This window comes from Streptomyces coerulescens (assembly GCF_042657965.1).
GTDB lineage: Bacteria > Actinomycetota > Actinomycetes > Streptomycetales > Streptomycetaceae > Streptomyces > Streptomyces coerulescens.
This window is the reverse complement of the sequence record NZ_JBHSKM010000011.1, coordinates 50,026-76,906: the sequence shown is the minus strand read 5'-3', so window position 1 is coordinate 76,906 and position 26,881 is coordinate 50,026. Positions and strand designations below refer to the sequence as shown.

The 26,881-nt window shown below is 70.4% G+C and carries 23 protein-coding genes and 1 pseudogene; 10 read left to right on the top strand and 14 right to left on the bottom strand.

Annotation, left to right across the window (positions count from 1 at the left end; all coding sequences use genetic code 11):
* The first annotated feature begins 34 nt into the window (after nt 1–34).
* Both ACFPQ9_RS18480 and ACFPQ9_RS18475 read left to right on the top strand, forming a co-directional pair.
* The gene (locus ACFPQ9_RS18480; RefSeq protein ID WP_380854094.1) at nt 35–1,000 is read left to right on the top strand and encodes a GNAT family N-acetyltransferase; all 966 of its coding nucleotides are present in this window, start codon (nt 35–37) and stop codon (nt 998–1,000) included.
* Nucleotides 981–1,484 carry a ribonuclease FAU-1 family protein gene (locus tag ACFPQ9_RS18475; RefSeq protein ID WP_380854092.1) on the top strand — a complete coding sequence of 168 codons (504 nt, stop codon included), beginning with the start codon at nt 981–983 and terminating at the stop codon, nt 1,482–1,484. Before ACFPQ9_RS18480 ends, ACFPQ9_RS18475 begins: the two co-directional genes overlap by 20 nt.
* A gap of 54 nt (nt 1,485–1,538) precedes the next feature.
* On the opposite strand, the gene ACFPQ9_RS18470 is transcribed toward ACFPQ9_RS18475, so the two are convergent.
* On the bottom strand, nt 1,539–2,162 hold the full coding sequence (locus tag ACFPQ9_RS18470) for a class I SAM-dependent methyltransferase (protein ID WP_380854090.1): 624 nt from the start codon (nt 2,160–2,162) through the stop codon (nt 1,539–1,541).
* Nucleotides 2,163–2,302: 140 nt separating this feature from the next.
* On the opposite strand from ACFPQ9_RS18470, the gene ACFPQ9_RS18465 reads away from it, so the two are divergent.
* On the top strand, nt 2,303–2,443 hold the full coding sequence (locus ACFPQ9_RS18465; protein ID WP_380854088.1) for a hypothetical protein: 141 nt from the start codon (nt 2,303–2,305) through the stop codon (nt 2,441–2,443).
* A gap of 27 nt (nt 2,444–2,470) precedes the next feature.
* On the opposite strand, the gene ACFPQ9_RS18460 is transcribed toward ACFPQ9_RS18465, so the two are convergent.
* Nucleotides 2,471–2,920 (bottom strand): GNAT family N-acetyltransferase, encoded by a 450-nt coding sequence (locus tag ACFPQ9_RS18460; protein ID WP_380854086.1) that lies wholly within the window; start codon nt 2,918–2,920, stop codon nt 2,471–2,473.
* 275 nt (nt 2,921–3,195) lie between these two features.
* Between ACFPQ9_RS18460 and ACFPQ9_RS18455 the strand changes: the two genes are divergently transcribed.
* Both ACFPQ9_RS18455 and ACFPQ9_RS18450 read left to right on the top strand, forming a co-directional pair.
* Entirely contained in the window at nt 3,196–4,029 is an 834-nt protein-coding gene (locus ACFPQ9_RS18455) for a DUF4436 family protein (RefSeq protein ID WP_380854479.1), read from the top strand.
* Between the two features lie 166 nt (nt 4,030–4,195).
* Entirely contained in the window at nt 4,196–5,224 is a 1,029-nt protein-coding gene (locus tag ACFPQ9_RS18450) for a lytic polysaccharide monooxygenase (protein ID WP_380854084.1), read from the top strand.
* Between the two features lie 71 nt (nt 5,225–5,295).
* Here the strand turns inward: ACFPQ9_RS18450 and ACFPQ9_RS18445 are convergent, their stop codons facing one another.
* The gene (locus ACFPQ9_RS18445) at nt 5,296–6,168 is read right to left on the bottom strand and encodes an esterase/lipase family protein (RefSeq protein ID WP_380854082.1); all 873 of its coding nucleotides are present in this window, start codon (nt 6,166–6,168) and stop codon (nt 5,296–5,298) included.
* Between the two features lie 174 nt (nt 6,169–6,342).
* Nucleotides 6,343–6,789, bottom strand: a complete 447-nt coding sequence (locus ACFPQ9_RS18440) for a MarR family winged helix-turn-helix transcriptional regulator (protein ID WP_380854080.1) — start codon at nt 6,787–6,789, stop codon at nt 6,343–6,345.
* Nucleotides 6,790–6,894: 105 nt separating this feature from the next.
* Here ACFPQ9_RS18440 and ACFPQ9_RS18435 point away from each other — a divergent pair, with 105 nt between their 5' ends.
* Nucleotides 6,895–7,269 carry a cupin domain-containing protein gene (locus ACFPQ9_RS18435; RefSeq protein ID WP_380854078.1) on the top strand — a complete coding sequence of 125 codons (375 nt, stop codon included), beginning with the start codon at nt 6,895–6,897 and terminating at the stop codon, nt 7,267–7,269.
* 17 nt (nt 7,270–7,286) lie between these two features.
* Here the strand turns inward: ACFPQ9_RS18435 and ACFPQ9_RS18430 are convergent, their stop codons facing one another.
* Nucleotides 7,287–8,255 carry a DNA polymerase Y family protein gene (locus ACFPQ9_RS18430; protein WP_380854076.1) on the bottom strand — a complete coding sequence of 323 codons (969 nt, stop codon included), beginning with the start codon at nt 8,253–8,255 and terminating at the stop codon, nt 7,287–7,289.
* On the bottom strand, nt 8,252–11,707 hold the full coding sequence (locus tag ACFPQ9_RS18425; protein ID WP_380854074.1) for a DNA polymerase III subunit alpha: 3,456 nt from the start codon (nt 11,705–11,707) through the stop codon (nt 8,252–8,254). Before ACFPQ9_RS18425 ends, ACFPQ9_RS18430 begins: the two co-directional genes overlap by 4 nt.
* Before the next feature lie 164 nt (nt 11,708–11,871).
* Between ACFPQ9_RS18425 and ACFPQ9_RS18420 the strand changes: the two genes are divergently transcribed.
* Nucleotides 11,872–12,951, top strand: coding sequence for an ABC transporter permease (locus ACFPQ9_RS18420; RefSeq protein WP_380854072.1), 1,080 nt, complete (start codon nt 11,872–11,874; stop codon nt 12,949–12,951).
* A 310-nt stretch (nt 12,952–13,261) separates the two neighbouring features.
* Here the strand turns inward: ACFPQ9_RS18420 and ACFPQ9_RS18415 are convergent, their stop codons facing one another.
* The 4 genes from ACFPQ9_RS18415 to ACFPQ9_RS18400 form a co-directional block, all read right to left on the bottom strand.
* Nucleotides 13,262–14,344: a S1 family peptidase gene (locus tag ACFPQ9_RS18415; protein ID WP_380854071.1), complete on the bottom strand. Its 1,083-nt coding sequence runs from the start codon at nt 14,342–14,344 to the stop codon at nt 13,262–13,264.
* 277 nt (nt 14,345–14,621) lie between these two features.
* Nucleotides 14,622–15,521 carry a slipin family protein gene (locus ACFPQ9_RS18410; RefSeq protein WP_380854069.1) on the bottom strand — a complete coding sequence of 300 codons (900 nt, stop codon included), beginning with the start codon at nt 15,519–15,521 and terminating at the stop codon, nt 14,622–14,624.
* Nucleotides 15,522–15,707: 186 nt separating this feature from the next.
* On the bottom strand, nt 15,708–16,613 hold the full coding sequence (locus ACFPQ9_RS18405; RefSeq protein WP_380854067.1) for a S1 family peptidase: 906 nt from the start codon (nt 16,611–16,613) through the stop codon (nt 15,708–15,710).
* 408 nt (nt 16,614–17,021) lie between these two features.
* On the bottom strand, nt 17,022–18,320 hold the full coding sequence (locus ACFPQ9_RS18400) for a DUF5685 family protein (RefSeq protein WP_380854065.1): 1,299 nt from the start codon (nt 18,318–18,320) through the stop codon (nt 17,022–17,024).
* 322 nt (nt 18,321–18,642) lie between these two features.
* On the opposite strand from ACFPQ9_RS18400, the gene ACFPQ9_RS18395 reads away from it, so the two are divergent.
* A complete protein-coding gene (locus tag ACFPQ9_RS18395; RefSeq protein WP_030954768.1) occupies nt 18,643–19,080 on the top strand; it encodes a cell division protein SepF in 438 nt (145 codons plus the stop codon).
* Between the two features lie 35 nt (nt 19,081–19,115).
* Here ACFPQ9_RS18395 and ACFPQ9_RS18390 read toward each other — a convergent pair whose 3' ends face one another.
* Nucleotides 19,116–20,306, bottom strand: coding sequence for an acyl-CoA dehydrogenase family protein (locus tag ACFPQ9_RS18390; protein WP_380854062.1), 1,191 nt, complete (start codon nt 20,304–20,306; stop codon nt 19,116–19,118).
* A gap of 115 nt (nt 20,307–20,421) precedes the next feature.
* A complete protein-coding gene (locus ACFPQ9_RS18385; protein WP_380854060.1) occupies nt 20,422–22,023 on the bottom strand; it encodes an MFS transporter in 1,602 nt (533 codons plus the stop codon).
* A gap of 434 nt (nt 22,024–22,457) precedes the next feature.
* Here ACFPQ9_RS18385 and ACFPQ9_RS18380 point away from each other — a divergent pair, with 434 nt between their 5' ends.
* Nucleotides 22,458–23,480 carry a phosphatase PAP2 family protein gene (locus ACFPQ9_RS18380; RefSeq protein ID WP_380854058.1) on the top strand — a complete coding sequence of 341 codons (1,023 nt, stop codon included), beginning with the start codon at nt 22,458–22,460 and terminating at the stop codon, nt 23,478–23,480.
* A 92-nt stretch (nt 23,481–23,572) separates the two neighbouring features.
* Here the strand turns inward: ACFPQ9_RS18380 and ACFPQ9_RS18375 are convergent, their stop codons facing one another.
* Nucleotides 23,573–23,788: an I78 family peptidase inhibitor gene (locus tag ACFPQ9_RS18375; protein ID WP_380854056.1), complete on the bottom strand. Its 216-nt coding sequence runs from the start codon at nt 23,786–23,788 to the stop codon at nt 23,573–23,575.
* Nucleotides 23,789–24,109: 321 nt separating this feature from the next.
* On the opposite strand from ACFPQ9_RS18375, the pseudogene ctaD reads away from it, so the two are divergent.
* Nucleotides 24,110–25,822 (top strand): annotated as a pseudogene (gene ctaD, locus ACFPQ9_RS18370) (aa3-type cytochrome oxidase subunit I); the annotation flags it as partial.
* Here ctaD and ACFPQ9_RS18365 read toward each other — a convergent pair.
* Entirely contained in the window at nt 25,821–26,861 is a 1,041-nt protein-coding gene (locus ACFPQ9_RS18365) for a helix-turn-helix transcriptional regulator (RefSeq protein WP_380854054.1), read from the bottom strand. The pseudogene ctaD and the gene ACFPQ9_RS18365 sit on opposite strands and share 2 nt — an antisense overlap.
* Nucleotides 26,862–26,881: the final 20 nt, after the last annotated feature.

Sequence of the window (26,881 nt, the reverse complement as noted above, 5' to 3'; positions counted from 1 at the left end):
CATCCGCGCGCATCCGCCCGTAGCGTGCGCCTCCATGACCGTGACCGTGCGCGACCTCCGCCCCGAAGTGCCCGCCGACGTCGAGCGTTTCGCCCACAGCCGCCACCTCGCCCTCCCGTACATCCTGTGGACCCCGGAGGCCGTCAGACACCGCCAGGCCCACACCCATCCCGACGCCCATTACCGCTCCCTCGTCGCGGAGGAGGACGGCGAGACGATCGGCACGGCCCAGGTCGGCATGGCGTACGACAGCCCGGAGCCCGGCCAGGGCTATCTCAACGTCTACGTACGCCCGGACCGCACCCGCCGCGGCGCCGGCGAGCTGCTGGTCCGCGCGGCCGAGGAGCACCTGGGCTCGGTGGGGGCGACCAAGCTGTTCACGTGGGTCCTGGACGAGCCGGGCAACCGTGCGTTCGCCGAGCGGCACGGCTACCGCGCGAGCCGCTCCGCCCACTTCCTGCGCCTGGACCTGGCGGGCGGCACACTGCCGCCGCTCCAGGACCCCCCGCCCGGCGTCGAGCTGCGCACGGCCGCCGACTTCGCGGACGACCCGCGCCCGCTGTTCCGGCTCGACGCGGAGACGACGTCGGACGAACCGAGCGACGTGGGCGCCGAGTTCACCGACTACGAGGCATGGCTGGCGGAGACCTGGAAGCATCCGCTCCTCGACCTGGACCTGACGTCGGTCGCCGTCGTCGACGGCTGTCCCGCCGCCTTCAGCTGCGCTTTCACGGACCGCGCCACCCTCCCCCACTCTCGACTTCGCTCGAGCGGGGGGACCCCCATCTCGACGGCCATGACCGGCACCGCCCGCGCCTACCGCGGCCGGGGCCTGGCCAAGCTCGCCAAGAACGCCTCCCTGCACCGCGCCCGCGCGGCCGGCTACCGGGAGGCGTTCACCGGCAACGACACCGACAATGAACCCATGCTGGCGATCAACTTCTGGTTCGGCTACCAGATCTGTGCGACGGAGGTCCGCCATGCCCGCGAACTCGGCTGAGCGGCCGCGCTCCCTGGACGTGGTCCTCGTCAAGGGCGGCCGTACGAAGATCCGTTACCCGGCCGAGCTGGTCGCCGACGACGGCACCCGGATCGCCGTGCGCGCCCCCTGGGCCGGGGCCGGCGTCCGCGACTTCGGCTTCGTGCGGTTCGAGCCGGGCGATGTCTTCACGGAGTACTACTGGCGCGACCGCTGGTACGCCGTGAAGGAGGTCCGCGACGCCGCGGGCGCCCTCAAGGGCTGGTACTGCGACATCACCCGCCCGGCCACGCTGTCGGGCACCGAGCTGGTCGTCGAGGACCTGGACCTGGACCTGTGGCGCTCCGCCGACGGCAAGGACGTGCTGCGTCTGGACGAGGACGAGTTCGCCGAGAGCGGCCTGGCGCGGTCGGACCCGGAGGCGGCCGCCGCGGCCGTGGCGGCCCTCGACGAGCTGGAAGCGCTCGCCACGGTCGAGGGCGGCCTGGAGTCGCTGCTGGCCTAGGGCCCCTGCTGCCGGCCCAGGGTCCCTCGGGACGGCGCCGGTCTTGCCGCTCGTTCAGGCCGTCGCCACCACGGCGTACCGTTCGTCGGCCACCGGCCTGCCCCACAGGGCCTCGTCGTCGGACAGGTGCTCCACCCGCACCTGCCCGGCGAGCGGGGCGAGGAGGCCGGTGAGCCGGTCCACCGGTATGCCCGCCGGGACGGCCCCGGCGACGGTGTCCCACACGCCCTCGACCAGCACGAACCGGCCTCCCGGGCGCAGCAGCCCACGCCAGTGCCGCAGCACCCGGCCCGGGTCGGGCAACGCCCACAGGACATGCCGTACGAGCACCACGTCGAACCGCTCCTCCCCCACCGGGGGCATCGCCGCGTCACCGACGAGGAACACCGCGTCACGCCCGGCGAGCTTGGCGCGGGCGAGATCGACCATTGCCGGGGACCGGTCCACTCCGGTGACCCGGTGCCCCTGCTCGGCCGCGAGGAGCGACAGGCTGCCGGTGCCGCAGCCCAGGTCGAGTACGTCGGAGGCGCGCTCGGGCAGCCAGGACCGCAGCCGGGAGGCCCATGCCTGGCGCACCTCGGGGTCGCGCAGGCCGTGGTCGGGCTCGTCGTCGAAGGTGGCGGCGGCCGAGTCCCAGTCCAGGTCCGCCGCTGTGATGGCGTGTTCACCGTTCGTCATGCGGCCAAGAGTGACACCCGCCACTGACAGTCCGATCGTGACTGCCGCCACTGACAGGGCGGGTACCGATGAGGAACTCTCCCCGAACGGGTCTACCCCGGTGAGAACGCGGAACTCGGTAGGCCCTGAAGGAGGCAGCCATGCGCCGTGTAACCGTGCAGAAGCCCCTGAAGAGGCAGTCCAGCACCCGCCGCCGGGTCCAGGAGGAGGCCGAAGAGCGCCCGTCGGGACGACCCGAGGTCCGCAAGGACATCGCCCGAACCTGGTGGCCGGACAGCTGAGAAGCCCTGCCGGCCGCATGAGACGCGTCAGGTGAGCCGCTTGCGGTAGTGGAACCGGTCGTACCGGCCGTCCACCCGGCGCTCGACGAGCTCATAGCCGTATCTCGGGTAGATCTTCTGGTTCTCCCACATCAGGGCGTTCGTGTAGAGCCTGACCTCGGGCAGGCCCAGCGCACGCGCGCGTGCGTCCACGAAGTGCAGCAGCCGTCTCCCCACGCCCCTGCCATGGGCGTCGGGGTGGACGGCGATGCTGTCGAGGAACAGATGGTCCTCGTGCGCCTCGATCACCACGAGCCCGATCACGGGATCACCCGTCACGAACACCTTCCCCGCGGCCACGTTCGCCGCGTGGTCCGCCGTCATGGGCACGGGGGCCACTCCGATGCGCTCGATGTACGGCGTGTACGCCGCGTCCGTCACGGCCTTCACCGCCGGCACGTCCACGGCCGTCGCGGGCCGGATCTCCTCGCTCGCCATGGCCCGAACGCTACCCAGGCCCTTGCGGAGTGACCGTCCGCGGCTCGGCGCAAGGGGGTCCACCGCCTCGTCCGCATGCACGTCCCCGGACCACCCCTTAGCGTGGACTGCGTGCGTTCCGCCAACACCGCCTCGGCGCCCCCACAGCGAACACCGGCCGGTCTCGCGGACCCGCACGCCTACGCGAGCGGCGATGACATCCGGGCCAACTGATGCGCCAGGGCCGTCCGGTACCCGCCGGCTCGCCTCGCCCACGACGCTCCAGGCGGTCCGTCCTGCCCTTGCTGATCCCCATCGCGATCCTGATCGTGGTGGCGGTGGCCGTTGGCTCGTGGCTGCAGTTCACCGAGCGGCAGACGGCCGACACGGTGCACACCGTCGGCTCCTCGGCCGCCGACCGGGTGGATGTGGAGGCAGTCGTCCAGAGCGTCGACGCCGTGGGCAGAGAGCTGGTCCTGCGGGTCTGGGTCACCCCGCGCGGGGCCCTCGGCGAGGCGGACGGGGCGGCCCCGGTGGCCGATCTCAGCCTCGACACCTCGGGGGCGACCCTCAGCGACCTCAAGTTCGCGGCGCACGAGCGGGTCGCGGCGAGGGACGTGCAGGTCTCGCTCACAGGCGGATCGATCAGTGACTACCCGTTCGACACCTATGAGACCGACATCGCGTTCCGGGCGCGGTCGGGCGGCGAGCAGGTGCCGGTACGGATGCTGTTCTCCAACAACGACACGCTCTTCTCGGTCTCCGCGGAACCTGTGCCCTCCCGGCAGGAGGCCGTGGTGGCGCTGGGGCTGACCCGATCGGGCAGCCTGCTCGTCTTCGCGGTCTTCATGATGGTGGTGATGTGGGCGCTGGCGGCGTCCGTGATCATCGGGGCCTGGTACCTGGCGACCGGCAGCGAGGGCCTGGTCTGGCCCGGTCTCGCCTGGATGGCCGCCACCCTGTTCGCCCTCGCCGCGTTCCGCAACACCGCCCCCGGCACTCCCCCGATCGGCTGTGTGCTGGACTGGTTCGCCTTCCTGTGGGCCGAGACCGTCATCGCCCTCTGCCTGGTCACCGTGGTCATCACCGGCGTCACCAAGGGCCTGCGTCACGACGCGCCGCCCGCGTAGTGCTCCGCCGCCCCCATCCTGAGCCCCTGGTTAGCCGTACCTTAAGGCGGCCCTAAAGATCGCCATCACCCGCCTCCAGCAGGCGATTTCGCGGTTTCCTCGGGCTAGCTTCTGATCGCCCCCACGGGATTCACCCCACACGTCAGAACCCTTGAGGAGATCTCCCATGTCCGCACGCCGCAAGGCCGCCGCTGTCGCCACCCTCGGCCTGACCCCGCTCGCGCTGACCGCCCTCGCCACCGCGCCCGCTTCGGCGCACGGCTCGATGGGCGACCCGGTCAGCAGGGTGTCGCAGTGCTACGCGGAGGGACCGGAGAGCCCGAAGTCCGACGCGTGCAAGGCGGCGGTCGCGGCGGGTGGCACGCAGGCCCTCTACGACTGGAACGGCATCCGCATAGGCGACGCGGCAGGCCGGCACCAGGAGCTGATCCCGGACGGCAAGCTGTGCAGCGCGAACAGCGAGGAGTTCAAGGGCCTGGACCTGGCCCGCGCCGACTGGCCGGCCACGAGCGTGAGCAGCGGGTCGTACACGTTCAAGTACCGCGTGACCGCCCCGCACAAGGGCACCTTCAAGGTGTACATCACCAAGCCGGGTTACGACCCCGCGAAGCCGCTGGCCTGGGACGACCTGGACCTGGCGAACCCGGTGGCGACGGTCACCGACCCGGCGGCGTCGGGCGGCTTCTACACGTTCTCCGGCAGCCTGCCGCAGCGCTCGGGCAAGCAGTTGCTCTACGCGGTCTGGCAGCGCTCGGACAGCCCGGAGGCGTTCTACTCCTGCTCGGACGTCACCTTCGGCGGGGCGAGCGGCGGCGGCACCGGCAATGCGGACGACGCCGACAGCGGCAGCGGCGACTCGGGCGACGAGGTCTCCCCGGCCCCGAGCGCCTCCGCGCCCTCCGAGGAGCAGATCGAGGCCGGTGCCGACCAGTCGACGATCGAGCACCACGGCCACGGTGACCAGGACGCCAGTACGTCGGCGGAGCCGGCCGCGGCGGACGGGGACGACCCGTCCACCGCCCCGGCCAACCGGCCGAAGGCGGCGGGCGCCACCGAGAACCTTGCCGAGACCGGCGGGGACAGCAGCACGGCGTATCTCGCGATGGGCGGTGCGGCGACGCTGGCGCTGGGTTCGGCGGTGCTGTTCGCCTCGGTGCGCCGGCGGGCGGCAGGCAGCGGCCGGCGCGGCCACTGACGAAGGGACTCCGGGGCCTGAACGGCGGCTCAGGCCGGTCAGGCCCCGGCGGTGTGCCCGCGCTCAGACGCTCAGCTGAACACGGACGCGCAGGTGGTGGGACGGGCGTGGGCGGGGTCGAGCGCGTTGGCCACCTCGTGGAAGGCGATCCGGTCGGTGAGGCCGATGAGCGCGTGCTCGGAGATGTCGACCGCGCACAGGTCCTGGAGCAGGACGTTCTTCACGTCGGACCCGGTCAGGAACTGGGTCCGCCACGGCGTGACCACCTCGTCGTACTTGGTGGCTATGACCGTGTAGCGCACGCCGGGGACGGTGTCGCCGCCCGCGTTGAGCTTGGTCATGAACGCGGATCCGACGACCTGCTGGGCGAGGGCCGGGGTGGCGGTGCTGAGCAGGTCCCCGGCGCCGGGGAAGTACGGCAGCAGGTTGGCGAGCCCGGACAGGGTGGTGCCGTGGTTGTTGGGCGCGATGCCGACGAGCGCGTTCACCTTGCCGGCACCGCCGAGGAACTTGAGGTAGTAGCGGGGCATCATGCCGCCCTGCGAGTGGCCGACGAGGTCGGCCTCGGCAGCGCCGGTCGCGGCGAGCACCTTGTCGACATAGGCGGACAGTTGCTCCGCCGACTTGTCGATGGGACCGAGGGCATGGAAGAACGGCACGCCCGGCAGTTGGCCGTAGTCGAGGGAGAAGACGCAGTAGCCGCGGTCCGTCAAGTAGGGCGCGAGTCCCAGCCAGTTGTCGACGGAGTTCGCGAAGGTGCCGTGCACGAGGACGACGGGGCGGGGATGTGCGGCGGACGGCTTGCAGGAGTAGTCGTTCCAACCGCTGCTGGAGGCCGCCGTCGTTTCGGCGGCCTGGGCGGTGGTGGCGGCGGGGACAACGGCGACCGCGGCGGTCAGGAGGAGCGCGGCCAGCGGTCTGAGCACTCGTTTCCAGGGCAGCATCGGGTGATCTCCTTGCGGCTCAAGGGAGGTACGACGGCCTTACGCCCTGTGATCCGGATCACGAGGATGCTGTTCACTCGTCAAGTTACGGGCGAGTAGTAGACGTGTGAAGTTACGCGTCAGTAAAAACTTCCAGTGATAGTAAGAGGCGCGTTTACATCTACGGCCGAACCCTCACCAGGTAGGCCTGATGGGGCCATTGGGTGCGATGCGCGACAATTGCCCCAGCAGCGCCCGCACCTGCGCCTCCCCCAGCACGTCGGCCCACGCCCGGACGGCATCGGCGGCCGCCTCCTCGGCGGCCCGGGTGCAGGCCCACCCCCGCGCGGTCAGCACGACCAGCCGGGCCCGCGCGTCATCGGGATGCGGCCGCCGCTCGGCGTACCCCTTGCGCACGATCTCGTCCACGAGCTGACTCGCGGCCTGCTTGGTCACGCCGAGATGGACGGCGAGGTCGGTGGCGGTGGCGCCGCCCGGGGCGAGCCGGGCGAAGGCGAAACCGTGCGCGGGCCTGACCCCTTCGAAACCCCGGGCGACCACGCCGTCGTTGATGCGTTGCGTGAGTTCACCGGCGACGGCGAGCAGGGCGGCGGACAGGGCCATGGCTTCGGAGTTCTGCACGCAGGCATTGAAACACCCTTGACGAATCGGTCAAGCAGCTTGACCATAGACATGTAGTCAAGCTGCTTGACCATCTTCGGCAGCCCTCTTCGACAGGAGGCACCCATGCCCGTGATCCGAGCGTCCGAAGCCGTCACCCACGAGATCCACGGCGCCCGCTTCGTCTCGTACGCCACCCCCCTGACCGGCAGCAAGGAGCTCTGCGCCTGGCGCGGTGAGATCCCCGCGGGGACCAAGGCACCCGCCCACACCGTCAACCGGGAGGAGATCCTGCACCTCCTCGACGGCGAGCTGCTGATCACGCTCGACGACCGCACCGACCTGATCACCCCGGGCGACACCCTGATCATCAACCCCGGCGCGACCCTGACCGTCGAGAACCCGACCGAACGGACCGCCGTCACCTGGGTCACCACATCCATCGGCCTGACCGCAGAGCTGGCCGACGGCACGCTCATCACGCCGCCGTGGGCCAACTGACCCGCGCCCAGGGGGAGCTACGCGGCGAGCGACCCCGGCATCACCGCGTGCGGCCCGAACTTCGCCCGCGCCCGGTCCGCGACCTCCTCGATACGCCGGGCCTTCTCGTCGAGCGGGTCGAAGGTGAGCTGGTAGGAGGCCTGCTCGGCGGGGTCGAGCCCCTCGGCGCGCAGGGCGAGCGCCCGGACGCGGGCGCGCTGGAGGCCGAGCCCCTCGTACATGCCGTACGCCGCCCTGGTCAGCGCCGCCGAATGGGCCGTCGGTTCCTTCAGGGTGCGGCTGCGGGTCGTCGAGGAGCGGTCGGCGTAGCGGACGGTGAGGGTCAGAGTGCGGCAGACCTTGTCCAGGGCGCGCAGCCGGGCGCCCAGTTCCTCGGCGGCCGACAGCAGGGCACGGCGGTGCCGGTCGGGGTCCAGCTCGTCGCGGGTGAAGGGGCGTTCGGTGGCCAGCGACCGCGACACCCCGTCCGGGACGACCCGGCCCCGGTCGATTCCGCCCGCCTTCTCGCGCAGCTCGCGGCCGGCCTTCGCACCGATCAGCCGCTGGAGCGTGGACAGCGGCGCGGCGGCGACCAGGCCGAGGGTGTCGAGACCGTACTCGCACAGGGTGCGGGCGGTCGTGGCGCCGACGCCCGGCAGCGCGGCGACGGGCTTGTCGGCGAGGAACTCCGTGACGGCGTCCTCGGGAACCGCACAGGTCACCCCGGGCCGCGCCTCACCCAACGCCACGCGGGCCAGCATCGGCCCCGGACCGGCGCCGATCGCGCAGTCGACCCCGTGATGGGCGAGGGCACGCACCCGGATCACCGACGCGAGCTCGACCGCGTCCCGCCCGAAATAGCGCTCGGCGCCCCGCAGATCGGCCAGTGCCGCATCCGGTGGCAACGCCTGGACGACCGGCGTGAAGTCCTCCAGCAGTCCGAGCAGTCCCGGCAGGGCCGCCTCGTGCGCCGACGGCAGTTGGAAACGTACGCAGAGGATGGTCATCCCGCACTCCCCGGACTCTGGTGCCACAACTTCCGTACCTGTGAAGGCTCTTGACCCGCCGGTCGCAGATCGGCCCACGGGTTCATTTCGTATCCGGTCGGCATGTGGATTCGCCGGCCGCGCGCAGGATCCCCGCCCCCGTCCTGCGCCGACTCCGGCACCGGCTCCGCCAGCCGCGCCGCCACCACGTCCAGGCCGCCCTCGGCGCGCAGCTCGATCAGCTCGGCGAGGTTCCAGGCGGCGGATCCCACCACGCTCAGACTGCGCGGCCCGCGCCGCTGCACGACGCCCCGCACCAGCAGCAGCCAGGAGTGGAAGACGGTGTGGGCACACGCATCGTGCGAGTCGTCGAAGAAGGCAAGGTCCACCAGCCCCGTCCCGTCGTCCAGGGTGCTGAAGATGACCCGCTTGCCGGACCGGATCGGCGGCGTCTGGGTGGCCGCCTTGGCCCCCGCGACCAGCACGGTCTCCCCGTGCTTCGCCTCCCGCAGCCGCCGCGCCGACACGACTCCCAACTCGTCGAGGAACGCCCGGTGGTCGTCCATCAGATTCCGCGAGGCATCCATCGACAGCACTCCCAGCTCGGCGCTGAGCCGCTCCGCCGAGGTGAGGTCGGGCAGCCCGGCAGCGGCGGTCTTCCGCCCGCCGGCCAGCGGAAGCTGCCCGCCCCCACCACGCCGGGCGCCCCGGTGCAGTTCGGTCAGATGCAGTTGCAGATCACGCCGGTTGGCCCCGAAGGCGTCCAGCGCGCCGACCTGGGCGAGCCGCCCCGCGAGCGGCCGACTCGGCCGGCCCCGCTCCCAGAAGTCGAGCAGCGAGGCGTACGGCTGCCCGTCCGCGATCCGTGCCGCCTCGGCCTCGCTGATGCCGTGCACGTCGGAGAGGGCGAGCCGCAGCCCCCACACCTTTCCCGCACCCTTCGACTCCCCTGATTCAGACACCAGTTCGATACGGTGGGCGACTCCCGACGCGTTCACATCCAACGGCAGGATCGGCACCCCACGCCGCCGCGCGTCCGCCAGCAGCAGCCGCTTCGGATACATCCCGGGATCATGGGTGAGCAGCCCGGCGTAGAAGGCGGCCGGATGATGGGCCTTCAGCCAGGCCGACTGATAGGTCGGCACGGCGAAGGCGACCGCGTGCGCCTTGCAGAAGCCGTACGACCCGAAGGCCTCGACGATCTCCCAGGTCCGCCGAATGGTCTCGGCGTCATACCCGCGCGCCGCCGCATGCTGCGCGAACCACACCCGGATCCGCCCCTGCGACTCGGGATCGGACAACCCGCGCCGCACGCGGTCTGCCTCGTCCCGCCCGCAGCCGGTCATGATGTGCACGATGTCGATGATCTGCTCGTGGAAGACGACGACCCCGTACGTCTCCCGCAGCGGCCCCTCCAGATCCTTGTGCGGATACCGCACCGGGGCCCGCCCGTGCCGCGCCTCGATGAACGGCCGCACCATGTCGGCGGCGACCGGACCGGGCCGGAAGAGCGAGATGTCGACGACGAGATCGTGGAAGGTGGCCGGCTGGAGCCGCCCGACCAGATCCCGCTGGCCCGGCGACTCGATCTGGAAGCAGCCCAGCGTCTCGGCGGACCGCACCAGCCGATAGGTGGCCGGATCCCCGTCCGCCACCCCGTCCAGGTCGACCCGCTCCCCCGTGGCCCGCTCCACCTCCGCGACCGCGTGCGCCATCGCCGACTGCATCCGCACACCCAGCACATCGAGCTTGAGCAGCCCGAGGTCCTCGACGTCGTCCTTGTCGAACTGCGACATGGGGAAGCCCTCGCCGCTGGTCGGCATGACCGGCGTACGGGAAAGCAGCGAGGCATCCGAGAGCAGCACCCCGCACGGATGCATGGCGATGCCGCGCGGCAGGGCGTCGAGCGCCTCGACCAGCTCCCACAACTTGCCGTACCGCTCCCGCTCCCCTGCCAGTTGCCGCAGCTCAGGCAGCTCCTCCAGCGCCGCACGGGCATCCCGCGCGCGAATGTGCGGGAAGGACTTGGCGATCCGGTCGATGTCGGCGGGGTCCATGGACAGGGCCGCACCCACATCCCGTACGGCATGCCGCACCCGATAGGTCTCCGGCATGGAGACGGTGGCGACCCGCTCACTCCCGAACCGTTCGATGATCGCGCGATACACCTCCAGCCGCCGCGCGGACTCCACATCGATATCGATGTCGGGCAGCACCGGCCGCCGCTTGGACAGGAAGCGCTCCATCAACAGCCCGTGCTCCACGGGATCGGCGTGCGCGATGCCGAGCAGATGGTTGACGAGCGACCCCGCACCGGACCCACGGGCGGCCACCCGAATCCCCATCCCCCTTACGTCGTCGACAACTTGGGCGACCGTCAGAAAATAGGAGGCGAACCCGTGGTGGGCGATGATGTCCAGCTCCTGATGCATCCGCTCCCAGTACGCCCGCCGCCCGTCGTAGCCGCGCAGCACCATGCCCGCCACCGCCCGAGAGGCAAGCGCCCGCTGAGCAGTCCGCGTCCCGGCCCCGACGAGATGCGGCTCGGGAAAGTGAACGGTGCCGATCCCGAGATCGTCCTCGGGATCGACAAGACACTCGGCGGCGGTAGCCCCGGTCTGCTCCAGCAACCGATACGCGGTATCCCGCCGAAACCCCGCGGCCTCGACAACCCTTTCCGCCACCCGAGCCATGTCCCCCGCACCCTTGAGCCACGCCTCCCCGGAGTCCAGTTCCCCCCTGGTGGCGTCGATGGGCACGAGCCGCCGCGCGGCGTCCAGCACATCGGCGACCGGCCCCAACCCCGGGTCGGCGTACCGCACCGCGTTGCTCAGCACGGGCCGTACCCCCTGCTCGGCGGCGAAGCCGACGGTACGGGCGGCCAGCCGCAGCGAGCCCGGACCGGTGCCCTTGCGCCCGTGCCAGACGGCCTCCAGCCGCAGGGAGTCGCCGTAGACCTCCCGCCAGGGCGCCAGCAGCCGGCCGGCCCGATCGGGCCGGCCGGCGGCGAGCGCCCGCCCGACGTCGGAGTCGGCGCCGAGCAGAACGATCAGCCCGTCCCCCCGGTTGTCGCCCCGGGGCAGCACCGGCGCTCCCTCCCCACCCTGCGCAGCCGAAACGATTCGGCATAGATCACCCCACCCCCGGGCCCCGTCCCGCCCGAGAAAGGTGACCCGAGGAGCCGACTCATCGACAAAGGCCCCACCCCGCACCGGAGCCCGCCGCCGCGCACCGTCCCCCGCCCCCGAGGGCCCGAACGCCTCCACGGCCAGCTCCACACCGAACAACGGCCGCACCCCCGCCGCCGCGCACGCCTTGGCGAACCGAACCGCACCCCCGAGCGAGTCCCGATCGGTGAGCGCCAGCGCATCCATCCCCCGCTCGGAGGCACGCTCGGCCAGCCGCTCCGGGTGCGAGGCGCCGTACCTCAGGGAGAACCCGGAGACGGTGTGCAGATGCGTGAAGCCCGACACACGCACCTCCCGCGCCAGCGATTCCGAGCCACCGCTCGAACATCAGTTCCCAACTCTCCCACCCCCACCATAGACCATTCCGGGACCGTTATCGAACACTCGTACGACATCCGTTCGGCCGCCTCCCACCTGCACAAACACCCCCGGCCCCGGACGGTGGGGGCATGACGCAGACCCCCGGCGCCGACACTCCCCACCCCTCCTTCCTGGCCGAGGTGAAGGACGCCGTCACCCCCCGGGCCACGATCCTGGTGACCGGCACGGTGGTCTTGGCCCTGCTCTTCATCGCCTCTTATGTGGGCGCCCTCCACGACCCGAAACCCAAGAACGTGCCCTTGGGAGTAGTGGCCCCCCAGGTGGCCGCCCAGCAGACGGTGGACCGGCTGGAGAACCTGCCCGGCGACCCACTCGACCCCCGCGCCCTGCCCGACGTGGAGACGGCCCGCGACCAGATCCTGAACCGCGAGATCGACGGCGCCCTGGTGATCGACCCGACCACCACCACGGACACCCTCCTGGTCGCCACCGGAGGCGGCAGAGCACTGGCCGCCACCCTGGAGGCCCTGGTCGCCACCCTGGAAAGATCCGAGGCCCGCACCCTGCGCACCGTCGACGTGGCCCCGGCCGACCGACAGGACTCCAACGGCCTGACGTCCTTCTACGTGACCGTGGGCTGGTGCGTGGGCGGCTACCTCTGCGCATCGATCATCACGATCAGCTCGGGCGCCCGCCGCCCCACCCTCAGACGCTCGGTGATCCGCCTCATCGTGATGGCCCTGGTAGCAGCCGTCGCCGGCCTGGGCGGCGCCCTGATCGCCGGCCCGATCCTGGGTGCCCTGCCCGGCAGCATCGCCGCCCTCTGGGGCGTGGGCACCCTGACCGTCTTCGCGGTGGGCGCGGCCACCCTCGCCTTTCAGGCCGTCTTCGGCCTGGCCGGAATCGGCTTGGCGATCCTGATCGTGGTGATCCTGGGCAACCCGAGCGCGGGCGGCGCCCTGCCACCCCCACTGCTCCCCCCGTTCTGGCGGGACATCGGCCCCGCCCTACCCCCCGGAGCAGGCACCTGGGCAACCCGCTCGATCGCCTACTTCAAGGGCAACGACACGACGAACTCCCTACTGATCCTCTCGGCCTGGACGGTCGCAGGAACAGCAATCACCCTCCTGGCAGCGGCGATACGCGGCAAGGACCGAACGCCGAACGGGCCTGCCACACCTGCCCCGACGGCGACTGCGGGCCCGTAGGGGCCGGCCGCGCAGTTCCCCGCGCCCCTAAACACAAAGGGGGGTTGCAGCCCAGCCGCGTACGGCGGCAAGGGGACGTGCCGGGGGGTGTCCGCCCGCAGCGGCGGGCGTCAAAAAACAGCACCCCCCTGAGAACAGCAACCGCCCGACCGAGGACGGACACCCCCCGGCACGGCCCCGACCCACCACACACACCGCAGACGCTACCCGCACCCCCACTCACACCAGCGGGCCGCCGCAGGCATCCCGGCCCCAACGCGAAAGCCCCGCCCCCACACCCCGGGGACGGGACTCCGCAAGCTACGTACCGTCAGCCGATCTCAGTACCCGTGGCAGACAGCGCCTCGGTCACCGGCTGGAAGAACGTCTCCCCACCGGAGGTGCAGTCACCACTGCCCCCGGAGGTCAGACCGATCGCCTTGTCGCCGGAGAACAGCGAACCACCACTGTCACCCGGCTCGGCGCACACATCGGTCTGGATCAGCCCGTTGACGATGTCACCGTTGCCGTAGTTCACGGTCGCGTCGAGCCCGGTGACCTTGCCGTCGTGCACCTGCGTGGTCGACCCGCTACGGGTGACCTCCATACCGACGGTGGCCTCCGCGGCCCCGCTGATGGCCTGCGCCGACCCGTTGTAGAGGTTCACCTCACTCGGGTGCTCGACCTCCGCGGTGTACTTGACCAGCCCGTAGTCGTTGTCCGGGAAGCTGGAGTCCGCGTTGGTGCCGATCGCGTTGCCGTCCGCGTCCGACCACTCCGTGATGCCCTCGGTGCAGTGCCCGGCGGTCAGGAAGAACGGCTCGCCGCCCTTGACCACGTTGAAGCCGAGCGAGCAACGCCCGCTGCCACCGGTGATCGCGTCACCACCCGCGATGAAGGGCTTGAACTCCCCCTTCGACCGCTTCAGTTCCGCCTTGGCACCCAGCCCGTCGACGACCTTGCCGAGCTTGGCCCACTCGGCGTCGGACACCGTACGGTCGGCGGTGACGACGACCTTGTTCGTGGCTGGGTCCGTCACCCAGGCCGTACCGGGAATCGTCGCGTCCTGCTTCAGCGTCGTACGCGCGCTCTTCAACTCGGCGAGCGAGTTCTCGACGACGCGTGCCTTGGCGCCGGCCGCCTCGACGGCATCGGTGGCGGCCTCGTCGAGGACGTTCACCACAAGGCTCTTGGCCTGTGCGTCGTAGTACGTGCCCGCGGCATCGCCGCCCAGGTCCTTGACCAGCGTCGAGGCGAGCTTTCCGGCCGCGGAGACCGACAGGGTCTTCGGCGCGGACGTCTCAGGCGTCTCGCTGGCGTTCGCAGTCTGCAAGGTCACGCCCGCGGCTACCAGTGCGGCGATACCCGCACCTGCCACGGCTGCACGCCGCTTGGGTATGCGTCGGTGCTTCAACTTACGTCCTCCTGTGGGGGGTCGGCCCGAGAGGTTGTGGGGACCTCGCCGGACCGGAAGGCGTACGGCCACGGGTACGGCTCACAACAAAAGCCACGTCCGCGCCGGTTGAACAAGGTTCACTATTCCTAGGTTCGAAGGGAGCACACAAGGTCGACTTCAGGACGCGCGTAGAACACGTTTGCACGCCCCTTCTGTCTTGACCGTGCACAGTCACGCACGCCCTCTTCGCTCAGCAAACACTGCAAGCGAGCGAATCATAAGCAGCGCGTGAGGTCTACTCCTGTCTCAAAATCGATCCTTCGGGATCCGGATCCAAGCGAGGTTCACCGGAGGGAAGTTCATCCCGTCCGGTCCGAGATTCAACAGATTCGGCTTGCTGCGAGCCGTCACCCGACTCCCGCCCGGAAGACGCAACTGACGTCCCTTTTTCCAGAAATCGCAGCAATTCAACCGGAATCGGCAGCACCAGCGTGGAGTTCTTCTCGGCCGCCACCGCCATCACCGTCTGAAGCAACCGCAACTGAAGGGCCGCCGGCGCGTCGGACATCTGATGAGCCGCCTCGGCCAGCTTCTTCGAGGCCTGAAGTTCGGCGTCGGCGTTGATGACCCGCGCCCGCCGCTCCCGGTCGGCCTCGGCCTGCCGCGCCATCGACCGCTTCATGGTCTCGGGCAGGGACACGTCCTTGATCTCCACCCGGTCGATCGTCACGCCCCACTCGACGGCCGGGCTGTCGATCATCAACTCCAGCCCCTGGTTGAGCTTTTCGCGATTGGACAGCAAGTCGTCGAGCTCGCTCTTGCCGATGATGGAGCGCAGCGACGTCTGCGCCATCTGCGAGACCGCGAACCGGTAGTCCTCCACCCGTACGACCGCCTCGGCCGGCGCGGTCACCTTGAAGTAGACGACGGCATCGACCCGCACGGTCACATTGTCCCGAGTGATCCCCTCTTGGGCGGGAATGGGCATCGTCACGATCTGCATGTTCACTTTGCGCAGTTTGTCGACACCCGGCACGATCATCGTGAACCCGGGCCCGCGCACCTGCGGCCGGAGCTTCCCGAGGCGGAAGACCACGCCCCGTTCGTACTGCTTGACGACCCGCGCGGCCGTCGCCACGTAGACCAGCCCGGCGGACGCGAGCGTCACTCCCGCCGCCACCAGCTCCTCGACCATCACCGACCCCCAGGGTCCGACGTGGGCGCATTACAGCGGAGTACTGCCTGTACGTCGACGGTAACCCCGCGACCGAAGCAAGGGCGAGCCCCCGCACGCCAGTTGCGCACGGGGGCTCACTTGCTGCCGGCTGCCGCCGACTGCTGGTCGGACCGAACAGATCCGGAACGAAGCGCCAGTAGACCGTCAGTAGACGCTGACGCCGTACGCGCTCAGGGCCTCGGTGACCGGCTGGAAGAAGGTCGTACCGCCGGAGGAGCAGTTGCCGCTGCCGCCGGAGGTCAGACCGTACGCGGTGCCGTTGCTGCCGTAGAGCGAACCGCCGGAGTCGCCGGGCTCGGCGCAGACGGTGGTCTGGATCAGGCCGCCGACGATGTCGCCGCCGCCGTAGTTGACGGTCGCGTTCAGGGCGGTGACCCGGCCGCTGTGCGTGCCGGTGGTGGAGCCGTCACGGATGACGGTGGTGCCCACGCTGGGCGTGGCCGCGCGGGTGATGTCCACGCCGTTCGCGGTGCCGGGCCTGCTGACGGAACCGGAGTAGCGCACGATGCCGTAGTCGTTGCCCGGGAAGCTGGAGCCGGCGGTCGAGCCGATGACCGTGGTGCGGCCGGAGTTGGAGTACCAGGTGCCCGCGCCGTCGGTGCAGTGGCCGGCGGTCAGGAAGTACTGGTTGCCGCTGCTGTCCTGGACGTTGAAGCCGAGCGAGCAGCGCCAGCTACTCGCATAGATGGCGTCGCCGCCCTGGATGAACTTGCTGAACTTGCCGGCGGTCCGCTTGATCGTGAGCGCGTCGGCATTGCTGCCCGCCTGCTCCTTGATCTTCGCTATCTCCGCCTGGGAGACCGTGCTGTCGACGGTCACCGTGACACGGTTGGTCTTGCTGTCGACGGCCCAGGCGGTGCCGGGTACGTCGGCCTTCAGCACGGAGCCGCTGACGCTCTTGAGCTGGGCGGCACTGAAGGTGGCGGGAGTCTCCGCGGCGGTCGCGTTGGGGATCGCGATCGCGGCCGCGGCAACGAGGCCGGTGGAAACGGCGATCAGCCGGGTCCGTCTCGTAATGCCGCTGCGGGGGGTGGTGCGCTTGATCCTCACTTTTCGTTCCCTCCAAGGGAAGTCGGGGGCCCGCGTGGGGTCGGGGCCCGGTGAGGCGCAGTCAGTCGGGCCGTTGTCCGGATTCCGAACACGTCGTGCCCCTGACAAGCGCTGAGGGGAGTATTCGGTCGAACGACCGGTCGGCACAAGGGCGCCTTTCGGCCGTCAACTTTTGAACCATCTGTGTGAGTTGGCCGCTCCTGCCCCTGTCAGGGCCGGTCGGAGCCGGTCGGCGCAGCTTGCGCTCCCCCGGGCGACGGCGAGGCCGGGCATGTTGCCAGGTGGCGCAAAGGAACGCCCGAAGTGGTCGCCGAAGACGCGGGGCGGCAGCATGGCGCGGTTGAGCTCGCAGCGCACGGGCCGTGCATCAGGGGATGTCCGGAAGTGACCGACGTCTACGCGAAGCGCTCAGCAACCGTCGCAGGGGCAGCAGCAGTCGCACCCGTCGCAGTCGCAGTCACGGCAGCAGCCCTCGCGCTTCTTGCGGGACCACGGACCCTCGTACTCCTTGGCACAGCACAGCTTGCAGGTGCAGCACAGCAGCCAGAACATCCCGCAGCCGGCCCAGAACCCACGCCGCCCCTTCGGCGGCTGCGGCGCCGGCCCACCGCCGAACCCGCCGAAGTCACCGCCACCGCCACCGCCGCCTCCGCCGAAGCCACCGCCGGCCGCTCCCCCACCGCCGGCGTACGGGTTGCCGCCCGCGTAGGGGTTCCCACCGGCGTACGGATTCTGCGGCGCCCCGTACGGACCGGGCTGCCCCGGTTGCCCCGGCTGCTGCGGCGGCTGTCCGTACGGCCCGGGCTGCCCCGGCTGATACGACGCGTGCGAGGCGTGGGACGCACAGACCGGCACCGTGCCGAACGCCCGGTCCACCGAGCGCCGCAGCTCGTGCACCAGCAGAAGGTGGGCGAGCCCCGGATCCGTGAACTCCACCTCGCGCAGCGCCAGCCGCACTCCGTGCACGGCGTCGTCGGCGAGCCGACGCGCCTCGGCGAGCGAGGTCCCGGTCGCGGTGAGAGGGTTCCACGCACCCGCCTCGGCGTCGGCAGCCCGGTCCTCCACGGCGTCCAGGAGGTGGGCCAGCCGCCCGAACAGGCGCCCGGCCTCGGCGAGCGGTTCGGCGTTGTGCGGCCGTCCGGCCAGGACCGCGGTGTGCGCGAAGGCGGCGGCGGTCGCGGTCTCGGTCGGTTCGGTCACGGCGAGGACCGGCGTCCCGATCCCGGCGAGCGCCTCGATGCCGGCCTGCCGGTCGACCGCGTCGACGAGTACGGCGGTGTCGAACCCGACGGCCGACCCGCCGCGGGCACCCGCCGCGCCCCACCCCGCGGCCACCCGGCGCGCGGCGAGCGCCACCGGCCTGCGGGCCAGCAGCCCGTCCCGGTCGGCGACATGGTCACGGATCTTGGCCGAGGCGAGCACCAGCGAGACGGCGGCGGCGAGCCGGGCGCCCTCGCCCTGTGCGACGGACGCGGTGCGCATCCCGCGCAACGGGCACGGTCCCGCCGTACGCCGCAGCCCGCTGTCCCTGTCCGACTGAGCCTCTGTCAGAACGGAGATGAGGAGCCCGTCGTAGTTCGTGACGATCCGCGCGAACTGACCATGGTCCCCGCGGAGCGAGAGGCACAGCCCGCACAAATGCGCCATCCATTGCCCGGTGAGGTTCTCTCCGAGACGATGACGACAGGGCCTGACGATTCCGAACACGACGCTCCCCCGAGGTTCTTACGACGCATCTACGACGCTGAGCTGCCGCATCGTACCGACCCCCGTGCCGATGGCCACGGCCGACTCGTTCACCCGTACGCCCCCCGGCTCACCCATACGCCGCGAAGAATCATATTTCACTCCCAGTCAGCAGCCGTACGTGGCATGCCCCTTGGGGGACCTGGGCTCTCGACGTATTCGCTGTGCACCAGTACCGTCACAAACCCCCCGCGCGGCGTCTATCCACTTGGCGTGACGTCCGCATCATGGATGACCATAGGGATGCGGAAGGCAAAAGAGACCGCTGTGAGAGGAGGCGTCCATGGGATCGGTACGCAAGGCGAGCGCCTGGCTGGGCCTCGTCGACGACAACGATGACGAGCGTTACTACGACGACGACTACTCCGAGGGGACCGAGCCCGGGGAGGCCTGGGTCACCGACCCGCGGGTCAAGGTGGCCACGGACGTGGCCGAGGAGAAGGGCCGCCGGATCGGCACGGTCACTCCGGACAGCTTCCGGGACGCCCGCGCCATCGGTGAGCTGTTCCGGGACGGGGTCCCGGTCATCATGAACCTCACGGCCATGGAGCCCGCCGACGCCAAGCGCGTCGTCGACTTCGCGGCCGGGCTCATCTTCGGTCTGCGCGGCTCGATCGACCGGGTGTCCAACCGGGTGTTCCTGCTGACCCCGGCCGACACGGAGATCATCAGCGGCGAGCGCGCGGCTCACCGCGAGGACGGCTTCTACAACCAGAGCTGAGGCAGGGCCGTTCACCGGCCCTGCCCCCTGGTGGGTCAGCGGAAGGCGTCGAGCCCGGTGAGCGCCTTGCCCAGCACGAGCTGGTGCATCTCGACGGTGCCCTCGTAGGTGAGCACCGATTCGAGGTTGGTCGCGTGCCGCATGACCGGGTATTCGAGTGAGATCCCGTTGGCACCGAGAATCGTCCGTGACGTACGGCAGATGTCGATGGCCTCGCGGACGTTGTTCAGCTTTCCGAAGCTGACCTGTTCCGGACGCAGTCGACCGGCGTCCATCCGCCGCCCCAGATGGTGGGCGAGCAGAATTCCCTTGTGCAGTTCGAGCGCCATGTCGGCGAGCTTGGCCTGGGTGAGCTGGAAGCCCCCGATCGGCCGGCCGAACTGCTCCCGCGTCTTCGCGTAGTCCACGGCGGCCTCGAAACAGGACCGCGCCGCGCCCATGGCACCCCAAACGATCCCGTACCGGGCGTGCGAGAGACAGCTGAGCGGCCCCTTGAGCCCGACGACCTCCGGCAGCACGGCGTCGGCCGGCAGCCGTACGTCGTCCATCACGAGCTCACTGGTGACGGAGGCACGCAGCGACAGCTTGTGCTTGATCTCCGGCGCGGAAAATCCGTCACTGCCGGCAGGGACGACGAACCCCCGGATCCCCTCCTCCGTCTGCGCCCACACGACGGCGACGCCGGAGACGGACCCGTTGGTGATCCACATCTTCCGCCCGTTGAGGACCCAGTCGGAGCCGTCGCGCTTGGCGTACGTCCGCATGGAGCCCGGGTCGGAGCCGTGGTCGGGCTCGGTCAGCCCGAAGCAGCCGATGACCTCACCGGAGGCCATGCGGGGCAGCCACGCCTGCTTCTGCTCCTCGCTCCCGAACCGGTGAATGGCGTACATGGCGAGGGAGCCCTGCACGGACACCAGCGACCGGATCCCGGAGTCGGCTGCCTCCAGCTCCAGACAGGCGAGCCCGTACTGCACGGCGGAGGCCCCGGCGCACCCGTAGCCCTTCAGGGACATCCCGAGAGCGCCGATCTCCCCGAGCTCCCGCGCGAGCTCACGGATCCCCGGCAGTTCGCCCTTCTCGTACCACTCGGCGACATACGGCAGGACGCGATCCGCCGCCCACTCCCGCACGGTGCCCCGGATGGCCAGGTCCTCGGGCTCCAGGAGGTCGTCGATGCCGAGGGGGTCGGCGGGGTCGAACGGGGGCAACTTCGAGGACGCGGACATGGGAGACCCTCCGGCAACGAATTAAACTAGCACCGCTAGTCACGGCTGTGCGCCAGACGCTACGACGCAGTGTCCCGTACGTCCAGTACGCCTTCCACGCACGGGAGGAGGCTCGTCAGGCGGAGACGCGGGACTCCACGACTTCCCTCGGCTTCGGCAGCTCCACGCTCTCCGCCTCGCACTGCATGGTCCGCGGCAACCGCAACGCCATCGCCGCCCCCAGCAGCAACAACCCCGCACTCACGAGCAGCGTCACATGCAGCCCGTGCACGAACGCGTTCCGCGCCGCGTGCTGGAGGGCCGCGCCGGCCGAGCCGCCGAGCTGCCCGGCGACCTCGTAGGCCTCCCCCAACGAGTGCGAGGCCGCCGTGGAGGCCGACGTCGGCACACCCGACACGCCCGACAGCCCGGGGGCGTACGCCGCGTTCATCACGCTGCCCAGCAGCGCGATGCCGATACCGGCGCCGAGCTGGTACGACGTCTCCCCGATCGCCGCCGCCCCGCCGGCCTGCTCCTGCGGAGCCTCGCTCAGCATCGACTCGTACGCCCCGAAGAGCGTCGTCTCCAGGCCGAAGCCCAGCAGCACGAACCCGAACAGCAGCAGCCCGGGGTTGTCCTCGCCGCCCATGGCGGTCAGCACGACCACCGCGAGGGCCGTCAGACAGAACCCGGCACACACCATCCGCCGCGGCCCGAACCGCCGCAGCATGCGCGCACCCGCGAGCCCGGACGCCATCGCCGCGAAGGTCAGCGGCAGCAGCCGCAGGCCGGTCTCCAGCGGTGACAGACCGAGCACGAGCTGCAGATACTGCGCCGCGATCAGCTCGAGGCCGACCAGCGCGAGCATCGCCAGCACGATGCACCCGACGGACGTACTGAACGCGGGGCGCGCGAACATCTTGAGGTCCACCAGGGGGTACGCCCGACGCTTCTGCCGGCGTACGAACAGGACCAGCATCACCGCGCCGGCCACCAGCGGCACCAAGGTGAACAGGCTGGCCACCGGCTCCCCGCCGCCGAGCCGCTTCACGCCGAGGACAACGCCGAACAGACCGGCCGCCGCGAGCAGCGCGCCGACCACGTCCCAGGGGCCCTTGCGGTCGCCCTTCGACTCGGGCAGCAGCAGCCGGCCCACCGGAAGGCTGACCAGCATCAGCGGGATGTTGACGAGGAAGACCGAGCCCCACCAGAAGTGCTCGAGGAGGAAGCCGCCGAGCAGCGGTCCGACGGCCGCGCCGACCGCGGCCACCGCGCTCCAGATGCCGATGGCGAGGGCCCGCTCGCGCCGGTCGGGGAAGACCTGGCGCAGGATCGACAGGGTCGCGGGCATGATCATCGCGCCGCCGACGCCGAGCAGGGCGCGGGCCAGGATCAGCACCTGTGGGTCGTGCGCGAGGGCCGCGAGACCGGAGGCGAGGCCGAAGAGGCCGTACCCGAGGAGCAGGACGCGTCTGCGGCCCACCCGGTCACCGAGCGTGCCGAAGAGGATCAGCAGCGAGGCGCAGACCAGCGGATAGATGTCGACGATCCAGAGCAGTTCTATCGCGCCGGGGCGAAGATCCTCGGTGACGGCCGGCACGGCCACGTGCAGCACGGTCGCGTCGACGGCGACGAGCAGCAGGCTGACGCAGAGGACGACGAGGACGACCCAGCGGTTGGCACCGGCCCCGGCCGCCCGACGGCGCAGCGCAGCGGCAGCCGTGGTCGTCCCGGACATGTACGTACCTCCCAGATGTTCCCTCGCCCTCGGCGGGCACACGGGGTGGGGACTCCCCGCGACTCGGCCGGAGAGGAGCGGTGGTCTCCGGCCCGCGCAACAAGGGCGAGTGACTCGTCAGGGTACGCGAGTCCGGGTCCGCACCGAGTGGTGGACCTCTCAGACTGCACACGATCGCATGTGGCGTACGCCACACCCACCGGCTCCCGACCGGTGAGCCCCGGGAGAATTCCACCCAAGGATTCGGTGAACGAATTCATAAGCGGTGAAAAACGAACCAACAGAATGATCAAAGGAATTGAAGGATGTAGCTCCCGACGATTACGGATTCCTTGGAAATAAACCTCCCCCTGAGAGGAATCCCACATCACATCGTCATCACAAAGCCGTGGAATCGCCCTTGAACTGCGCTCACTCGCTGTAACGTCGATTGGGTGCGTACCGAACGAAAGCTGACCCGTCTGGACCGGGTCTTCGCCAGGCTGGACCGGGAACCGGAACGTCCGGCCCACATCGATGTGCCGCGGATGACCCGGCACAGGATCGTGCTCTTCTCCGCGACCCTGGCCTTCTACGGGGCCATCGTGTGGGCCGTAGTCATCACTTCGTGGCTCGTCCGGCTCGACTGGCAGGTCATGTTCTTCCGCCCCTACCAGCAGTGGGCGGAGATCCACGCGTTCGTCGACTACTACGTGGTGCTCGGCCAGCGCGGCCCGACCGCCGTGATGGTCGCGGCCTGGCTGGGCTGGCGCTCGTGGCGGCAGCACACCCTGCGGCCGCTGCTCGCGCTCGGCGTCTCGCTGCTGTTGCTGAACGTCACCGTCGGCGCCGCCAAGCTCGGCATGGGCCGCCTCGGACCGCACTACGCGACGACCGTCGGCTCCAACGAGATGTGGCTCGGCGGCGATATATTTCCCAGCGGCCACACCGCCAACGCCGTGGTGACCTGGGGAATCCTGGCCTATCTGGCTTCGACCCCGAGAGCACGCCGCTGGCTGTCGGCCCTGTCGGCGGTGACTTCGCTGGGCGTGGGTCTGTCCACCGTCTACCTCGGTACGCACTGGTTGAGCGACGTGCTGCTCGGCTGGGCCGCGGGCCTGCTGATCCTGCTCGCCCTGCCCTGGTTCGAGCCGCTGATCGCCCGCAGCGAGACCTGGCTGTTCGACCTGCGCGACCGCTGGCGCGCCCGCCGGGCCGGCGCCCTTCCCGTGCCCGCCCCGGTCGAGGCTCCGGTACTGCTCAAGCCGCGTCCCACGGCCGTCGACGACGAGGCCGCGGCGCGCGAGGCGTCGCCTCCGGCCCGGTCCCCGCGGGCGCCCGTGTACCTGGCGCCCGGCCCGCACACGGCCCGTGGCGAGCGCACGCCGGTCACCCCGGCCGGCAGCCGCCGCCCGCCGCACACGGACCGTATCGGCAGAGGCGGGGCCCCGACGGCACGTCCCCTCACGGGCGGCTGACCCGCCCCGTACGGCACGGGTTCGGTACGCACGACCGACCCGCACGGCGACGGCCCCGGTTCCCGCTCGGGAACCGGGGCCGTCGCCGTCTGTCAGCCCTTCCAGGCCCGCGCCACCTGGCCGTCCTTCACCTCGAAGTTCAGGCGACCGCTCCGGTATTCCATGGTGATGATGGCCCCCGGCGGCAGCGCGCGCACCGTGGTCCACCCGCGTTCGCGGGCGAGCCGCTCGGCCCCGTCGGCGTCGAGTCCGACATAGGCGTCGGGGTTGTCCTGGGGATCCGCTGGGGGTTTCGGAATGGGTGCCATGCGGTCAACGCTAGGGCCTCGCCGAGGGATCGGGCCAGTGCGGACGGTGAACCTTTGTTGCGGGCATCCGAGGTCACACATCCCTCTGGGGTCACGCTTTTGTCACAGAATCACGACACGCGTTTCGGCCCCTTCGACATCGACGGACCGTCACACGGACGAGCGATTTTCTGGGCCTTCCGCAGGCATTCGATCGTAATTCCAGCGTGTCGCACGGACCGGTCCGACAGCGCGGCGGAAAAGTTCCCGAAGAACTGCCCCGGGACTCCTTTTCCCCTGATTCCGCGCGGGCCACGGGAGCCGGCACCGCACAGAAAGTACATGGTTCCACCACAGGACCTCCGTACGCCCCCTGTCGAAGCGCCGTCGCCGCGAGCATCATGGCGTGAGCTCGCGTCGGCGCGTGCGACGCGGGCTTCGGCGGGCCCGGGACGCGACGAGCGAAGGGGCGAGCGAGCGATGGGGACGCAGACCGTACAGGCGACGGCACGACCCATGCGAAGCAGGCCACCGGGCGGCCGTGTGGTGGTCGACTGGCTGACCACCACCGACCACAAGAAGATCGGCCACCTCTACCTGATCACGTCGTTCGTGTTCTTTCTGGCCGGCGGTGCCATGGCCCTGGTGATGCGGGCCGAACTGGCCCGGCCGGGGATGCAGGTCGTGAGCAACGAGCAGTTCAACCAGCTGTTCACCATGCACGGCACGATCATGCTGCTGCTCTTCGCGACCCCGACCTTCGCGGGCTTCGCCAATGAGCTGATGCCGCTCCAGATCGGCTCGCCGGACGTCGCCTTCCCGCGGCTGAACATGTTCTCGTACTGGCTGTTCCTGTTCGGCGGCCTGATCGTGATGGGCTCGCTGATCGTGCCGGACGGGCCGGCCTCCTACGGCTGGTTCGCCTACGCGCCGCTCAACAGCCTGGAGCGCTCCCCCGGCATCGGCCCCGATCTGTGGATCATGGGCCTGGCGCTGGCGGGCTTCGGCACGATCCTCGGCGCGGTCAACTTCATCACCACCATCATCGGGATGCGCGCCCCCGGCATGACGATGTTCCGGATGCCGATCTTCGTGTGGAACACCCTGTTCACGTCGATCCTGATCCTGATGGCGTTCCCGGTCCTTGCGGCGGCCCTGCTGGTGCTGGAGGCGGACCGCCGGTTCGGCTCGGTGGTGTTCGAGGCGGCCAACGGCGGGGCGCTGCTGTGGCAGCACCTGTTCTGGTTCTTCGGGCATCCCGAGGTGTACATCATCGCGCTGCCGTTCTTCGGCATCATCACGGAGATCATCCCGGTCTTCAGCCGCAAGCCGATCTTCGGCTATCTGACGCTGGTCGGGGCGACGATGGCGATCACCGGTCTGTCGATCGTGGTGTGGGCGCACCACATGTTCGTCACCGGCGCGGTATTGCTGCCGTTCTTCTCCTTCATGAGCTTCCTGATCGCCGTGCCGACGGGTGTGAAGTTCTTCAACTGGTCCGGGACCATGATCAAGGGCTCACTGTCCTTCGAGACACCGATGCTGTGGGCGACGGGCTTCCTGGTGACGTTCCTCTTCGGCGGTCTGACCGGGGTGATCCTCGCGTCCCCGCCGATGGACTTCCACGTCTCCGACTCGTACTTCGTGGTCGCCCACTTCCACTACGTCGTCTTCGGCACGGTCGTCTTCGCGATCTTCGCCGGGTTCCACTTCTGGTGGCCCAAGTTCACCGGGAAGATGCTCGACGAACGGCTCGGCAAGATGCACTTCTGGACGCTGTTCGTCGGCTTCCACACCACGTTCCTGGTGCAGCACTGGCTGGGCGCGGAGGGCATGCCGCGCCGGTACGCCGACTATCTCGCGGCCGACGGCTTCACCACGCTGAACACGATCTCCACGATCGGCGCGTTCCTGCTCGGCCTGTCGACGCTGCCGTTCCTCTACAACGTCTGGAGGACCGCCAAGTACGGCAAGAAGGTCGAGGTCGACGACCCCTGGGGCTACGGCCGCTCCCTGGAGTGGGCGACTTCCTGCCCGCCCCCGCGGCACAACTTCACGACGCTGCCGAAGATCCGCTCGGAGTCCCCGGCGTTCGATCTGCACCACCCGGAGCACGCGCTGGAGGCTCCGCAGCCCGAGCCAGAGAGCGAGCAAGCCGGCCCTGAGCGGTCCTGATCGTCTCGACCAGCTCGGCCGGCTCCACGACCTCGAACTCGAAGCCCATCAGCATCACATGGATCACCATGACGTCGAGGCTCCCGGCGCCGGTGCGCAGCAGGCAGCTGCCGGGTCCCTCCGCCTCCAGCTGCCCTGCCGTGGGCGAGATGGTCTCGGCCGCCTCCTCCAGGGGCACCAGCAGCCGGACGACGGCCTGTGAGGCGTACGCGCGCGTGGAGACGCCCCGGGAGACGTACGCGGCGAGGTCCTCGGCGGGCGGGGTGCGCGGGGCGAAGCGCGGGCCGTGCGGCGGCTTCGGGGTGACGCGGTCGACGCGGAACGTACGCCAGTCCTCGCGGTCGGTGTCCCAGGCGACGAGGTACCAGCGGCGGTCGCTGCACACCAGGCGGTGCGGTTCGACGGTGCGGCGGGTGGCGGCGCCCTCGTGGTCGCGGTACTCGAACCGGAGCCGCTCCGAGTCCCGGCAGAGGTTGGCCAGTTCGGTGAGCACTGCCGGGTCGACGGCGGATGGCTGGGGGCCGCGCAGCATCGGCACGGTGAAGGCGTTCAGGGCGCTCACACGGCGGCGCAGCCGGTTCGGCAGGACCTGTTCCAGCTTGGCGAGGGCGCGTACGGACGTCTCGCCGATGCCCTCGATGCCCTGTCCTGCGGCGGTGCGCAGGCCGACAGCGACGGCGACCGCCTCGTCGTCGTCCAGCAGCAGGGGCGGCAGCTCGGCGCCGGCGCCGAGCTGGTAGCCGCCGCCGGTGCCGGGGGTGGCGTTGACGGGGTAGCCCAGCTCGCGCAGGCGGTCGACGTCGCGGCGGACGGTGCGCGCGGTGACGCCGAGGCGGTCGGCCAGGTCGGCGCCGGACCACTCGCGGTGGGCCTGGAGGAGGGAGAGCAGCCGCAGCAACCGGGCGGATGTGTCCAACATGATCCGAGTCTGCCAGTCGC

Bases quoted from the DNA above. Each gene is read 5' to 3' on its own strand.
- ACFPQ9_RS18470 (WP_380854090.1), bottom strand. From the start codon at position 2,162: ATGACGAACGGTGAACACGCCATCACAGCGGCGGACCTGGACTGGGAC.
- ACFPQ9_RS18430 (WP_380854076.1), bottom strand. From the start codon at position 8,255: ATGACCATCCTCTGCGTACGTTTCCAACTGCCGTCGGCGCACGAGGCG.
- ACFPQ9_RS18390 (WP_380854062.1), bottom strand. From the start codon at position 20,306: ATGTCCGCGTCCTCGAAGTTGCCCCCGTTCGACCCCGCCGACCCCCTC.
- ACFPQ9_RS18410 (WP_380854069.1), bottom strand. From the start codon at position 15,521: ATGGTCGAGGAGCTGGTGGCGGCGGGAGTGACGCTCGCGTCCGCCGGG.
- ACFPQ9_RS18435 (WP_380854078.1), top strand. From the start codon at position 6,895: ATGCCCGTGATCCGAGCGTCCGAAGCCGTCACCCACGAGATCCACGGC.
- ACFPQ9_RS18420 (WP_380854072.1), top strand. From the start codon at position 11,872: ATGACGCAGACCCCCGGCGCCGACACTCCCCACCCCTCCTTCCTGGCC.
- ACFPQ9_RS18395 (WP_030954768.1), top strand. From the start codon at position 18,643: ATGGGATCGGTACGCAAGGCGAGCGCCTGGCTGGGCCTCGTCGACGAC.
- ACFPQ9_RS18385 (WP_380854060.1), bottom strand. From the start codon at position 22,023: ATGTCCGGGACGACCACGGCTGCCGCTGCGCTGCGCCGTCGGGCGGCC.
- ACFPQ9_RS18445 (WP_380854082.1), bottom strand. From the start codon at position 6,168: ATGCTGCCCTGGAAACGAGTGCTCAGACCGCTGGCCGCGCTCCTCCTG.
- ACFPQ9_RS18465 (WP_380854088.1), top strand. From the start codon at position 2,303: ATGCGCCGTGTAACCGTGCAGAAGCCCCTGAAGAGGCAGTCCAGCACC.
- ACFPQ9_RS18375 (WP_380854056.1), bottom strand. From the start codon at position 23,788: ATGGCACCCATTCCGAAACCCCCAGCGGATCCCCAGGACAACCCCGAC.
- ACFPQ9_RS18475 (WP_380854092.1), top strand. From the start codon at position 981: ATGCCCGCGAACTCGGCTGAGCGGCCGCGCTCCCTGGACGTGGTCCTC.
- ACFPQ9_RS18460 (WP_380854086.1), bottom strand. From the start codon at position 2,920: ATGGCGAGCGAGGAGATCCGGCCCGCGACGGCCGTGGACGTGCCGGCG.
- ACFPQ9_RS18450 (WP_380854084.1), top strand. From the start codon at position 4,196: ATGTCCGCACGCCGCAAGGCCGCCGCTGTCGCCACCCTCGGCCTGACC.
- ACFPQ9_RS18480 (WP_380854094.1), top strand. From the start codon at position 35: ATGACCGTGACCGTGCGCGACCTCCGCCCCGAAGTGCCCGCCGACGTC.
- ACFPQ9_RS18365 (WP_380854054.1), bottom strand. From the start codon at position 26,861: ATGTTGGACACATCCGCCCGGTTGCTGCGGCTGCTCTCCCTCCTCCAG.